The sequence below is a fragment of the Flavobacterium sp. Arc3 genome, assembly GCF_041431375.1.
Taxonomy (GTDB): domain Bacteria; phylum Bacteroidota; class Bacteroidia; order Flavobacteriales; family Flavobacteriaceae; genus Flavobacterium.
In genome coordinates, this window is sequence record NZ_JASMRI010000026.1 from 40,697 (window position 1) to 54,741 (window position 14,045).

Here is a 14,045-nt window from a genome sequence, read left to right on the forward strand (position 1 = left end):
AATCCTGCTATTCGTTTCAATCTCTTGTGCCGTCCCGAAGTTTCGGGACCGCCATAAGAGGATTTTCACTTCTATCAGGGCTAGGGATCCAGTACACAAAACAACTATTTTTTTTAAAATAATAAATCCAAAAAAATGCCAAAACAATTCTCTGATTTAGGGATTTCAGCACCAATTCTAAAAGCAATTTCTGAATTGAAAATTGTTGAACCCACAGAAATTCAGCTTAAAGCAATTCCGCTACTTTTAGCAAATACAACTGATTTAGTTGGGCTTGCTAAAACCGGTACCGGAAAAACGGCTGCTTTTGGATTGCCTCTTTTACAATTAATAGATCCCTCTTTACCTACGGTACAAGCGCTAATTCTGGTTCCTACAAGGGAATTAGGACATCAGATTTTTAGAAACCTAGAAGATTTTGCAAAATACCTTCCAGAAGTTTCTATTGCAGCGACTTGCGGTGGAATCCCAATAAAGCCGCAAATCGAACGCCTAGCTGCACCTACACATATTGTGGTAGCAACACCGGGTCGTTTAATTGATTTAATACAGCGCAAAGCAATCAATCTTAAGGAAACCAAATTTCTTGTATTAGATGAGGCTGATGAAATGGTGACTATCTTGAAAGAAAGCCTAGATGAAATTATTGCCGAATTACCTAAGGAACACAAAACATTATTGTTTTCGGCTACAATGCCGGGAACTATAAAACAGTTGATCCAGAACTACTTGAATAAAAATGTAGTTCAGGTAAGCGCTAATATGGAAACAGTAGGAAATCAAGGAATTGATCATGAGTATATTGTGGTGGATCCTATTGAAAAACTAGATGTTTTAATGCATTTCCTGAATTCAAAAGAAGGAGAACGCGGAATCATATTTTGTAAGACCAAAGCAGCGGTAAATAAACTGGCTAAAAACTTAGCAATAAACCGTTTTTCTTCGGGAGCTTTGCACGGTAGCTTATCACAGGGAATTAGAGACCGCATCATGGAGCAATTTCGTGAGGGACACATCAATATCTTAGTAGCGACAGATTTGGCTGCTAGAGGAATTGACGTAAAGGAAATTTCGTATGTGGTTAATTACCATTTGCCTGATGTGTATGAAGCTTACGTACACCGTAGCGGAAGAACAGCCAGAGCAGGAGCAAAGGGACTTTCATTAACGGTATTACAAGAAGAAGAGGTAAAAGAAATCGCCGACTTTGAAAAAGAGCTAGGTATTAAATTCACCGAATTCAAAAAACCAAGCGCGCTAAGCATCGAAGAAAATAATACTCTTTTATGGGCAAAGCAAATATTCAAAACTAAACCCAACCATGAAGTGGATGCAGAATTGAAAACTAAAATTAAAACCGTTTTTCATCATTTGACAAAGGATGAATTGATCGAAAAGCTACTGGCTAATTATTTGTTACAAAACAAAAACGAACCAGTAGAAAAACCGGTAAAAAGACAAAAAATGAAATAGTACTTTTGCTGTTTTATACATGAAAAACCATTGCAATGCTTAAAGAAGCGAGGCAATGGTTTTTTTATGGTTTATATCAATATCAAATGGGAAAATGAAAACAACTTTAGTTAAATCTGTTGTAAATCTATTATAACAACAATAACTAGTTTTATACCTCGTTATTTATTCTAACAATAACTAGTTTTATACTTAGTTATGAATTAAAAGGATTTTAACTCATGAAGAAAATGACAATGGCGGCAGTTGCCGTATTACTTATTACATCAACCATTTTTAGCCAAACTACAAACAAGATTACCGATTCAGGCACTGTAAAATATCAGTTTGAGAATCTTATTGATAAATCAAATAATTTTCAGGGCTATAAAGTGATTAAAGCTACTTCGATACTTAAATTACAATCTAATGTTCTAGACTCTCTTGCCGTTTCAAAAAAGAAGCTTGTAGCTAATACAGACTTTCTGAATTCGCAGAAACGACTTATTGAAAGTTTACAAACGAAATCAACCGCCTCAGAAACTGTTGTTACCAACTTAATCTCTGAAAAGGAAAGTATTTCGCTTTTTGGAATACAATTTGAAAAAACGTTTTTTAAAACATTGTTTTTCCTTATTGTTATTGGATTGATCGCTGCACTGTTATTTTTCATCTTTAAATTTAAACAAAGTAACATCATAACCATAGAAAGTAAGTTGGCGTTACAACAGTCTGAAAAAGAATTTGAAATCTATAAGGAAAAAGCTTTGGAACGCGAACAGAAAGCAATGCGCAAACTGCAGGATGAATTGAATAAAAAGAAAAAAGAATTCTCTGTGGCTCCATCTCGTGGCTAAAAGAGTAACCTTTGAAAACCTAAGGTCCATCAAACAATAATAGAAAATTTAAAAAAGGGCTGTTGAAAACGTATCAACAGCCCTTTTTTTATGGCTATCGCTACGTAATATTCAGGCATCCTAAAAATTTAGTGTTAGAAAGCGAACGCTAAAAGCCACACTCGCTTACAGTTTCTTCACGGAGTGAACTCCGGCCTAAATGACAAAGCACATCGCTGGGATATAGCAAGGCAACTATGGCGCAAGCGGCTCAAACGACAAAAAATTGAAACAGTACTTTATCTGTTTTAGAATTGATAAACTATTGCCTGCGATTCAAGTAGCCGTGATATGGCTTTTTTGTTTTATTAGATTTAATTAAGATGTCAGAATAGTGGTACGCAATTAGTAGTTTGTATTAAACTTTTTATATTTTAGTTCGAAAATTAAATGGGAGGGTTATGGCGTAAAACATCCCTTTTTAGGATGTATTAGAGCCATTTTGTACTAACAATATACAATTTATAACAAATATGAAAAATCTCCTTATTTTAATAACTAAATGACAATTCGGTTGACAAAAAGTCTTCCTTATTAACATTTTTGATTTGGTAGAATTAAGTACCTTTGCCCTCAAAAAAAGTTGTTCTTCTTTTCAACTTTTAATACTTCATAAAATAAAAAAATGGCAGATCAACTTAAAGAACCAGGAATACTCAAAAGTCAATATGTTCCAACTACAGAATTTTATAGTCAGATAATTGATGGTTTACAAGATTATTCCATTTTCACCCTAGATAATGAATTAAAAATTAATAGCTGGAGTTCAGGATCCGTTTCCATTTTCGGATATGAACCGGACGAAGTTTTAGGTAAAGCTTTTGACATCATTTTTACAAATGAAGATAAAAAAAATGGAATTCCTAAGAAAGAAATTGATCAGGCATTAAAAGAAGGCAGGGCAGTAGATAACAGGTGGCATATTTGTAAAGACGAAAGCACATTTTATGCTTACGGTTTAGTTTTTCCAATAACGGGTTTAGATGGAGAAATGTTAGGCTATGTCAAGATACTGCGTGACCTGACAGAAAGAAAGAATGCTGAAGATTCTATTAAAAATTATGTTAAAGAACTGGAAGAATTGAATACACATAAGGAAAACGTCCTTGCCATTCTCTCACATGATTTACGAAGCCCTTTGGCATCAATTATTGGAACAACCAAATATTTGAAAGATAATTTTGAAAAAATGAAGCCTGAAACATTAAAGCAAATGCTAGAGCTTGTTCATGACTCTTCCATTGCCGAATTGAACATGTTGGACAGTTTAGTGGATTGGGCAAGAATTAAATATGCATCAGAAATATTTACTCCCGCAGAAATTGAACTTGGAAAATATGTAGATGAGACTTTTAATAAGTTGGGGGAAATTGCAAATGTGAATGCAATAAGTCTTCATAACGATATTAAAGAAAATGAAACTGTTTTTGCAGATGAGAAAATGTTACTTTCTATTTTGCAAAACTTAATTTCAAACGCTTTACGTCATACAAAATCGGGAGGAAAAATTACAGTTTCGGCAAAAGAAAATGAAGATAAAGATAAACTTATTATAGAAGTTAAAGATAATGGCATTGGAATGTCGAAAGAAATAACGAAAAATCTTTTTACCGCACAAATGGCTTCTCTTTCAAAAACAAGAGCTGAAAATAAAGGAGCCGGAATTGGGTTATTATTAGTAAAAGGTTTTTTAGAAAGAAGCGGTTGTGAAATCTGGGCGGAAAGCATAGAGGGCGAAGGCTCTTCTTTTTATTTTACGTTACCAATAAATAAACCTGTAGACAAAATGGACAGCCTGAATAAACTCGACGTTAATTAAGAATTTTATTTCATAATTCTTGATTTAAGATTGATAAAAAACGTTTGCCAACTCTATATGTAATTTATGCTCAAAACCCGAGCACTGGGATATAGCAAGGCGACGATAGCGCGGATTCAAAAGTGTGTAGTCGTGCTAAAAAATGAAATACTGATTTTACTGTTTTAAATTGAAAAACCATTGCAATGCTAGAAGGAGTAGGGCAATGGTTTTTTTTAGTTTCCTATTTGATGTATTATAGTATAGTTTTTATATTTTAGTATAAAAATAAAACAGCTACTTTGTGGCACAAAGCCGATCTTTTTTGGGTGGATAATAGCCGTTTTAGTACTAGTATAAATGCGTTATCCGTAATTTGACAATGCTCACAGACCGACAATAGACTTACAGAAATTTAATATGAGTAAAATCTTTATACTAATTTTAGCTTCATTTGCTTCTCTTCAATCTTTAGCTCAAAACACGAATGATCTGCGGCAAAAAATAGATAAAATTATTCTAGCAAAAAATGCAACTGTTGGCGTTTCTATTAGAGGAATTGAAGACAAAGACACTTTAAATATCAATGGGAATTTAAACGCACCTTTAATGAGCGTTTTTAAATTTCATATCGCACTAGCAGTTTTAAAGCAAGTTGATAAAGGTAAACTCTCTTTAACACATAAAATATTTATAAAAAAAGAAGATTTACATCAAGGCACTTGGAGTCCAATAAGAGATGATTTTTCAAATGGAAATCTACATATAACATTAGACAGTTTGTTGAGATATACGGTTTCTCATAGCGACAATAATGGTTGCGATATACTTCTCGACTTAATTGGTGGTACGGAACCGGTTCAAAAGTTTGTCCATAGGCAAGGAATAAAAAACTTTACGATTAAAGTTAATGAGCAGCAAATGAGAACCTGGGAAAATCTCTATTTGAATACGACAACACCACTTGCAACAACAGCGCTATTGTATAAGTTTTACAAAGGTAAAATTCTAAAAAGGGGGACAACAGAGTATTTGTATCAAATAATGGTCGAAAGCTCAAGAGGACTTTCTTGGATGAAAGCAGGGCTTCCTGAAGGAACTGAATTAGCGCACCGAACAGGAATGTCAGGAACTAACGAACATAATTTAAGAGTGGCTATGAATGACGTTGGAATTGTAAAACTGCCAAACGGAAAACATTTTATAATTTCGGTGTATTTAAAGGATATCACGGGGGAAATAGAAGAAACTGAAAAAATTATTGCCGACATAACAAGAGCAACTTGGAATTATTTTACAAATAAATTATGATACAAAAATCAATAGAACGTTTAGCCATTTTATGTCAATCCATTCCACCGTTGTTAATTGAAATAGACGACTTGATTTTTTCTAATAAACTAAATGCTTAAAAGTGGAGGAAGAAAGAAATATTAGGTCACTTAATAGATAGTACAACAAATAATCACGAACGTTTTGTGCTTTCTCAATTTAAAATATTCCTACGATTATATACGACCAAAACAATTGGAATAAATACAATTACTATCAGCAAATTGACAAAAACCAAATTACAGAATTTTGGACACTTTACAATAAGCAGTTAGTTGTATTGATTAAAAACACTTCAAGTGAAAATATTACGAGAATGCGTAACTAGCGATGGCAAAGCGTATACAATTGCGTTTTCTTTAAACAATACTGGAAGATTTAGAAAAGGGCTGTTGAAACATTTCAATAGCCCTTTTTTAAATTCATTTTTGTCTAATATTCTGGCATCCCCAAATTAAGTGCTACGAAGTGATTACTAAAACGCTTGAGAACAGAGTATAATTGCGCACAATCGTTACGTTATTCCTACTGCAATACAGTTAAAATCTGACTCACTAAAATGTAAAGGCATCACTTAGAATTTATCCTTGAAATTGAAATAACGAATAGTAAATCGTATTTTGCAGAATATATACCTTCAATAAATTTATAAATGGATAAAATAACTTTTACTATATTAGGACTGGGTAGCCGAAGTACTTCCTTTTATTTAACAGAATTAAATAAATTGTACCATCAGAAAAAAGGGGGGTATAGCACTTGTCCATTTCTTTTATTGAATGCAAATTTCGACAGAATCAATTCCCTTTTACCCAATACTTCAGAATCATTAGACGCAGTCATTAAATATTATATTAGTGAAATTGAAAAAATGGATATTGAAAGTATTTTGATACCTAATATTACACTTCACGAAACGATTGATAGACTTGCAATCACAAAGAAAATACTTCACCCAATTCATTTAACCGCATCAAAAATTAAAAATAACAACTGGCATGAAGTTATTTTATTTGGTTCTCTATTTAGTATGAAATTTGATTATATCCGGTCCATTTTTAATTCAAACGGTATAAAAACAATACTTCCTTCAGAAGAAGACATGTTGTTTATCGATGAATTTCGCAAGCAGGTTTATAATGAAACAGAAACTAAAGAATTGATTAAAAACTATTATTTGCTTATTGAAAAATATACTGCCAACACTCCCGTGGTTTTGGCTTGTACTGAACTGTCTATTTTTAAACCTTTGGCTAATAAAAACCTTTTAGACATGGCATTAGTACAAATGGAAGCGGCAGTAAGTATTATAAAGTAGATAAAAATGCTGCTAATACTATTTTCCTGTTTAGAAGAAGCTTGTAAAAGACCACATAAATAACCATTAAAAATGATCAAATAAATAATAAAATACTAGCTAAAACTTCAGGGAATCTCGGTTTTAAAGGCGTGTTTTTCAGTAGGATTCTGTGTTAACATTAATAAAAAAACGAAATTATGATTGACAATAAGTTTAGTTTAGGTTTCTTTCCCACTCCATTACAAGAGTTAAGTAAATTATCAAAAAAATATCCTGACTACAAACTCTTCATTAAAAGAGATGAAAATACGGGTTTAGCTTTTGGTGGGAATAAAACTAGAAAATTAGAGTATTTAATCAAACAAGCTCTTGATGAAAATTGTGACACCATAATCACAGCTGGAGCACAGCAATCTAATCATTGTAGGCAGACTGCTGCCGCATGTGCAATCGCTGGACTTAGATGTCATTTACTTTTGGGAGGTGAAAAACCAGACGTATATGATGGGAATTTATTGCTATCGTCAATCCTAGGAGCCGAAATCCATTTTACAGCTGAAAATAGGAAAGGAGAAGATGGAGAAATATTGAAAACCAAAATTGAGAACGAAGGAAGGAAATGTTTCGTAATTCCATACGGAGGTTCTAATTTTGCGGGAGCTATGGGATTCGTTACTGCCGTTAAGGAATTAAAAGAGCAATTAATTGAACAAAAACTAAAGATTGATTATATCTTTTTTGCCTCAAGTTCTGGAGGGATGCAAGCCGGACTAACTCTAGGAAAAGAGGTCTATCAATTAGATTCAGAGCTTATTCCAATAAGTATAGACAAAGAGGAATTAAATGGACTTTCGCTCGAAGAAGCAGTTTTAAATCGAATAGAGGTAGGTGCTCTAAAATTGAACGTCAATAAAAAATTCAATCTTTCAGATATTAAATTAATTAGGGATTATGATAAAGAGGGCTATGGTGTAGTCACTACTAATGAAATTAATGCCATCAGTGAACTAGTTAAAAATGAAGGCGTTTTATTAGATCCTGTTTATACAGCTCGAGCTTTTTATGGAATGCTTGATTTCTTAAATAAAAAAAGAATTCCTACTAACACTAATATTCTATTTTGGCATACCGGTGGACTACCCGCCATTTTCAAATATGCTAATGATCTACAATAATTTATACCTATCAAAATAAAATGAATTACACTAACGAAAACATTTCTGTAGTAATGCTTGGAGCAAGTGGTGCTGTAGGAACACAAGTTGTGAAACGGTTCCTAAAGTCAAAACAACCTAAAAACTTGATCCTATTAGGAAGACGTTCTATTGATACTATACAAGCTGATTTTGTACAACAGCATGAAATTAATATTTTTGATCCTAACTCTTATGCTCCTTTTGTGAAAAATACATCCGTTGCCATCTGTACTTTAGGCGTGGGCGAACCCTCAAAAATGAGCAAAGAAGAATTTCTGAAGATAGACAAACAGGCCGTTCTGGATTTTGCTCAAATATGCAAAAAAAATGGGGTCCGACATTTTGAGCTTTTATCTTCTGTTGGAATAAGCGCTACTTCTTCTAACTTTTTTTTGAGAAGCAAAGGAGAATTGGTGGCCGAATTAGAAAAACTTCAATTTGCTCGCTTGAGTATTTTTCAACCTTCAATGATTTTAACACCTACCAACAGATATGGAATTTCACAAGCTATTGTATTAAAAGTATGGCCCAAACTAAATTTGTTTTTACATGGAAACTGGCTAAAATATAGAGGTATAGCAGTAGAAAAATTAGGTGTGGCAATTGCTGAGAACATTTTTTCAAATGGATCTGGATTAGAGATTTTGCAATACGAAGACTTTAATAGAATTAGCGAGCGCGGCTAAAAACGTGTAGCAAGTCCTCATCCAAATAATAAAATAAGAATTCCTTTTCGAAAAAGCAAAATCTGATTCCAAGAAAAGTTCCAAACGATCAACACGATTTAGTGATTTATTTTAAAATTTTTATATTTTAGCCTAAGCATAAATAAATCATTTAAGATGAAAATCATAAGCTTGCTCACTGTATGTGAATCAATAACAAACTTTTAAGGTGAAAACAATAAGATTGTTTTTTGCTTTAGTTATTACATTATTAAGTGTAGACAGCTATTCACAAAATTCTAATGAATTTAGATTGTATTTTGGAACATCTGACGCTGAACTTTTGAAAGAACCTATGCTTGGGGGAGCCGGATATCAAAATGAAAAAATTAATGAATTTGGAATAAAGTATTTAAGACAATTTTCTCCTGGTTTTTCGATTGAAACTGGAATTAATTATTCTAAAAGGGATATAAAAATAACACCTGAGTTTATGGGAACCGCCATTCAGTCACGATATGAAAAGCTAGAAATTGTATCGGTTGCAATTTATGCAAATTATACATTTTGGAGATACATTTTTGTAAACGGAGGGCCGATTATAGATTTTCAATTATCTGATAATTCAACTGACTCTGAGTCCGGAATTGGATTTGGTATAGGAGTTGGTGCAAAATATAACTTTAGTAAGTTTTTAGTGTTTATCAATCCAAATTTAAAAAGACATTCTATACTTTCATTTGAAAAAGAGAATTACGATCAAAATTTAACCGAATTTGGAGTGCAAATTGGAGTCGGTTATAAATTTTAGCTTAAGTTTTAAATTCAAAAAAAAGACTAAACATCTAAATATTAAAGCGTTATACCTATTCTAAATACTATTATATACTCCAAAATGAAACAACCAATAGTAAATCAATAGTACCATAGTTATTTCCTATTTCGAAATTTAATAGCTTCCCTTAAAAAAACGTATATTTATGGAGTATCTTTTTTATTAAAATTATTAAATAACAACATATGAATACTGTCATAATAGGTGGAGGATTTGCAGGGATTAACCTTGCTAAAGAACTTTCAAATCAAAAAGGGGTTCAGGTAACTCTTGTTGACAAAAATAATTATAATTTCTTTCCGCCGCTTATTTATCAGGTAGCTACTGCTTTCTTGGAACCATCCAGTATTAGTTATCCATTTCGTAAATTATTTGCAGGAAAGAAAAACATACAGTTTCGTCTTGGCGAGCTCGTAAAAGTCGTTCCTTCAGAAAATAAAATAATACTGCATAATGGCGAATTGAGTTACGACCACCTAGTTTTTGCAACCGGTGCGGAAACGAGCTATTTCGGAATGGAAAATGTAAAGAAAAATGCAATTCCGATGAAAACACTCAATGATGCCATTGAAATGCGGAATACCATATTAAAAAACTTAGAAAAAGCCGCCATTTGCAAGGACATTCGCAAACGTCGTAAACTGCTAACTATTGTTGTGGCCGGCGGAGGTCCAACTGGAGTTGAAGTTTCGGGTATGTTTGCGGAAATGAGAAAGAGTATATTCCAAAAAGAATATCCAGAACTAGGAACCACAGCCAGTAATATCTATTTAGTTGATGGCGGACCTGCGTTGTTAGCACCTATGAGCAAAGAATCACAAAAGGATACTCTTGAAGCACTTACTAGCTTAGGTGTAATGGTACAATTGAATACCCAAGTGGTAGATTACGTCGATGATACTGTATTTTTATCAAACGGAGAAACGATACAAACTAAGAATTTGATTTGGGCTGCCGGAGTATCAGCAAAAATATTTGATGGTATTCCTACTGAAAGTTACGGCCGAGGAAAACGAATGGCTACCGATGCCTTTAATAAAGTAAACGGAACAGATAATATCTACGCGATAGGGGATACCTGTATTCAAGTAACTGATACCGATTTTCCTAACGGACATCCGCAAGTGGCGCAAGTAGCTATCCAGCAAGGACTGAATCTAGCAGAAAATTTTAAGTTACTGATTCGCAATAAACCGATGGTTCCTTTTAAATATAACGATAAAGGGTCAATGGCGATTATAGGAAAAAATAAGGCTGTAGTAGATTTACCAAAACCAAAATTACATTTTAAAGGTTTCTTTGCTTGGGCTATTTGGTTATTCATCCACTTGGTTTCTTTAATTACATATCGCAACCGAATAAAAACATTCTTTAACTGGATGATTGCTTATTTTGCCAAAGATCAATCCTTACGAATGATCATAAGACCTGATAAAGCAAAAAGCAAAACTAGTAGTGAACCTACTTGCTAATTTTAAACATATAAAAATATAGATTTTACTAATCTGAAACCATGAGTGTTTTTTTTTATAATCCTATAAGTCATATAAGTTTTCTTGTATGACTTATAGGACTATAAAAGCGCCATTAATTAATGTTTTACAGTAATTTTTCGTTTACCAATACTTAAAACGACCAAGGCAGCAATCGTACTCGAAGTCATAATTACCACCATAGGTACCATAGAATCCTTTACAAAAATACCTACTGCAAAGGAAGCAAAAGCACCTAATCCTAATTGGATAGCGCCCATTAATGCCGAGGCACTTCCTGCATTTTTAGAAAACGGAGCCAAAGTCAACGCAGCAGTATTAGGGTTCGAAATTCCCAAACAGGCCAAAAATATAAACAGCATCCCGATCGTTTCATACAATCCTAGAAGACCATTCATAGCCGTAATTAAAAAAGTTATACTAATAACAGATTGCACTATCAGAGCACCAAAAATCATTTGCTCACTACTGTATTTTCTCAGTAACAAAGAATTCAATTGACTGGCGCTGATGAAACTCAATGACATAAAAGCGAAAATCCAACCGTAAGTTGTGGCATCAACTTTAAAAATATCCATAAAGAGAATAGGGGAGGCCGCCACATACGTAAACAAACCAGAGAAAGCAATTGCTCCTGTAAACGCATAGGTATAAAACTGAGGCTCTCTTACGACACTCCAAAAATTAAGAATAATCGGTTTTGGTTTTAACGAAATAGAAGTGTCGGGTTCGTGAGTATTCGGTAAGCCAAACTGAGCCGCCAAAAGAACTACAATACCAATTCCCATTAGAATTAAAAAGACAACATGCCACCCGTAGGCTGCCGTCACATAACCACCAATCGTGGGTGCCAACATTGGCGAAAGCCCAACGACTAACATTAACATCGAGAGTACTTTTGGAATTTCTTTCACTGGAAATAAATCTCGAACCATCGCAATCGAAGCTACCGTAGCAGCACAACTTCCCACGGCTTGTATGAATCGCAAACCAATAAACGTATCAATATCAGTTACAAGTGCGCAACCTAATGAAGCTAAAATATAGACTAACAATCCAATAAATAATGGTTTTTTTCTCCCATAGCGGTCTAATAAAGGGCCATACAGCAATTGTCCTGCAGAAATTCCGATGAAATAACTGGATAGGGTCATGGCGACTTTGGCCACGGTAGTATTCAAATCTATTGCAATTCCAGAAAAACCGGGTAAATACATGTCAATTGAAAACGGGCCGAGCGCAGTAAGAAAACCTAAAATTAAAACTAATTGAAAATATTTAAATTTGGATCTAGTGGCAGTTGTACTCAAAATTGCTTTTTTAATTTTTTGCAAAGGTAAATATTTAAAATACCAAAAGTGCTACCATCTTGAGTAATAAAATCCAGCTTTTTTATATAGGCCTACTTTCAAAAGTTAAATGTTAATGAGATAACTTTCTTTATATGTTTTTTGGTACATCTCTTTACTGAACCTATAAAGTTGAGAAGGTTTTTTTGAAATCCCCACTTGTTTTTCGTCTAAGGCAATGACATACTTTTTAGCAATAACTTTTCTTCGGAAGTTTCTATTGTCTATTTCGACCCCTAAAATAACCTCATATGCATCTTGTAATTCTTTAATCGTAAATTTATCAGCTAAGAGTTCAAATACGATGGGTTTGTACAATGACTTTTCCTTCAAATCACCATAGGCTTCAGCAATGATTCATTTATGGTCAAAGCCCAATTCAGGCAAGTTATTCACTGGAAACCATTGTAGCTTGTGTTTTTTGTTCTCCAGCTTAACTGTATGCGTAGGCAGTAAAAAATAATAGGCGATCGTAATAGTTCGTTGATTAAAATTCTAGTTTTGTACCCAAATAATATCCTTTTGATTCATTAACCGATTGGGATCACCAAAAACTTTGAATTGTTTCTTATATAAATTATCAAGTCCTGTTAATTCCTTTAAAAGCCGTTTAGCAGTTTCGTCTATTGTCTCATCTTCATAAGCGTGAAACCCAGTCAGCACGTAGTCATTTACTAAAGGTTCATCTGTATCTTTTAACTGTAAAAAACGCTCGATCAATAAAACGTTCAATAATTTTGTTTTGTTATCATACCCAAAAACAACACAGTCAACAGATATATTTGGAATTATTTGAGCAATCATAATTTTAATAAATGCATTTTGATACTTCGCTTGAAATTGCATTGCTGCAAACATACTAATTTAATGTTCAATGTATATTCCAAACCTAAATTTCCGCTCTAAAGTTAAATTCTCATACATTCTTAAGTTACTATGTTTGGTTGCTGTGCACTGTAAAGGTACTTCTTGATCTATTTACTACGCAAAACCAAAACAGACGTTAGAGTCTAATTCAGTTTTTTAAGGTAGTACTTGAATTAATAATTCTAATAGTTTTTTTAGGAGCTATTCTCGTTATCCGTTGCAAGCTTTCCAGCTTCAACCCTTTTTCTAGGTCGCGCTAGGAGCTTCTTTTAGTCGCTCTATCGCAACAAGAAAAAAGAGGTTATAAGCTCGTAAAGGCTTTTCACTACTATCGAGGCTATGAAAAAAGCGCATAATAAGTCGTTTAAAATTGGCATAAAACAGTTGTTAATTAAGAACTTATCGCTGATAAATTATAGAAGCCAAGCTGCTTTAATAAGAGGTTTAGTTAAAATACTCTATCTTTGAATATTGATATAAACGCTATCAAATAACTCTAATTCATCCATAAAGGATTTACATACCCTACATTATAAGACACATATACAATTTAACAACGATTAAAAGTATATTAACTAAAGTTCTGCAAATGGAAAAAATTGGATAATAGCAATATCGCTTTTTTAAATAATTACTTTTCTTTTCTGGAGGCCTACAAGTGGTCATTTCAAAAAAAAATAAGGGAACAGTTTTGGGAAAAATAGGAAACGAGACTTTTTTACTGGCAAGGAGCGCTATACACCAGTATCGGAATTACGATTCTAATACTATGTCTTTTATAATGTACTAGATTCAATTAATTAATGCAACTCTCAGGAAAAAAGATAGGATAATTTTTTCAAAAGAAAGGACATTTAAGTCC

General features: G+C 33.2%; 12 protein-coding genes. 9 read left to right on the forward strand and 3 right to left on the reverse strand.

Annotated elements, in window-relative coordinates:
- Positions 1 to 135: 135 nt before the first annotated feature.
- The 9 genes from QO200_RS16260 to QO200_RS16300 all read left to right on the forward strand — a co-directional run bounded on the left by QO200_RS16260 (position 136) and on the right by QO200_RS16300 (position 10,946).
- A complete protein-coding gene (locus tag QO200_RS16260; RefSeq protein WP_371542167.1) occupies positions 136 to 1,473 on the forward strand; it encodes a DEAD/DEAH box helicase in 1,338 nt (445 codons plus the stop codon).
- A 221-nt stretch (positions 1,474 to 1,694) separates the two neighbouring features.
- Complete coding sequence (locus QO200_RS16265) at positions 1,695 to 2,309, forward strand: hypothetical protein (RefSeq protein WP_371542170.1); 615 nt, start codon at positions 1,695 to 1,697, stop codon at positions 2,307 to 2,309.
- A 664-nt stretch (positions 2,310 to 2,973) separates the two neighbouring features.
- Complete coding sequence (locus QO200_RS16270; protein WP_371542173.1) at positions 2,974 to 4,167, forward strand: ATP-binding protein; 1,194 nt, start codon at positions 2,974 to 2,976, stop codon at positions 4,165 to 4,167.
- A gap of 399 nt (positions 4,168 to 4,566) precedes the next feature.
- The gene (gene bla, locus QO200_RS16275) at positions 4,567 to 5,457 is read left to right on the forward strand and encodes a class A beta-lactamase, subclass A2 (RefSeq protein ID WP_371542175.1); all 891 of its coding nucleotides are present in this window, start codon (positions 4,567 to 4,569) and stop codon (positions 5,455 to 5,457) included.
- A gap of 673 nt (positions 5,458 to 6,130) precedes the next feature.
- A complete protein-coding gene (locus tag QO200_RS16280; protein WP_371542178.1) occupies positions 6,131 to 6,796 on the forward strand; it encodes an aspartate/glutamate racemase family protein in 666 nt (221 codons plus the stop codon).
- A gap of 179 nt (positions 6,797 to 6,975) precedes the next feature.
- On the forward strand, positions 6,976 to 7,953 hold the full coding sequence (locus QO200_RS16285; protein WP_371542181.1) for a D-cysteine desulfhydrase family protein: 978 nt from the start codon (positions 6,976 to 6,978) through the stop codon (positions 7,951 to 7,953).
- Positions 7,954 to 7,973: 20 nt separating this feature from the next.
- Complete coding sequence (locus QO200_RS16290; protein ID WP_371542184.1) at positions 7,974 to 8,660, forward strand: NAD(P)H-binding protein; 687 nt, start codon at positions 7,974 to 7,976, stop codon at positions 8,658 to 8,660.
- Between the two features lie 208 nt (positions 8,661 to 8,868).
- Positions 8,869 to 9,450 carry an outer membrane beta-barrel protein gene (locus QO200_RS16295; protein ID WP_371542187.1) on the forward strand — a complete coding sequence of 194 codons (582 nt, stop codon included), beginning with the start codon at positions 8,869 to 8,871 and terminating at the stop codon, positions 9,448 to 9,450.
- A gap of 209 nt (positions 9,451 to 9,659) precedes the next feature.
- Positions 9,660 to 10,946 carry an NAD(P)/FAD-dependent oxidoreductase gene (locus QO200_RS16300; protein WP_371542190.1) on the forward strand — a complete coding sequence of 429 codons (1,287 nt, stop codon included), beginning with the start codon at positions 9,660 to 9,662 and terminating at the stop codon, positions 10,944 to 10,946.
- A 119-nt stretch (positions 10,947 to 11,065) separates the two neighbouring features.
- Here the strand turns inward: QO200_RS16300 and QO200_RS16305 are convergent, their stop codons facing one another.
- The 3 genes from QO200_RS16305 to QO200_RS16315 form a co-directional block, all read right to left on the reverse strand.
- Entirely contained in the window at positions 11,066 to 12,301 is a 1,236-nt protein-coding gene (locus tag QO200_RS16305; RefSeq protein ID WP_371542194.1) for a multidrug effflux MFS transporter, read from the reverse strand.
- An 81-nt stretch (positions 12,302 to 12,382) separates the two neighbouring features.
- Entirely contained in the window at positions 12,383 to 12,649 is a 267-nt protein-coding gene (locus QO200_RS16310) for a hypothetical protein (RefSeq protein WP_371542197.1), read from the reverse strand.
- 162 nt (positions 12,650 to 12,811) lie between these two features.
- On the reverse strand, positions 12,812 to 13,120 hold the full coding sequence (locus tag QO200_RS16315) for a hypothetical protein (RefSeq protein WP_371542200.1): 309 nt from the start codon (positions 13,118 to 13,120) through the stop codon (positions 12,812 to 12,814).
- Between the last annotated feature and the right edge of the window lie 925 nt (positions 13,121 to 14,045).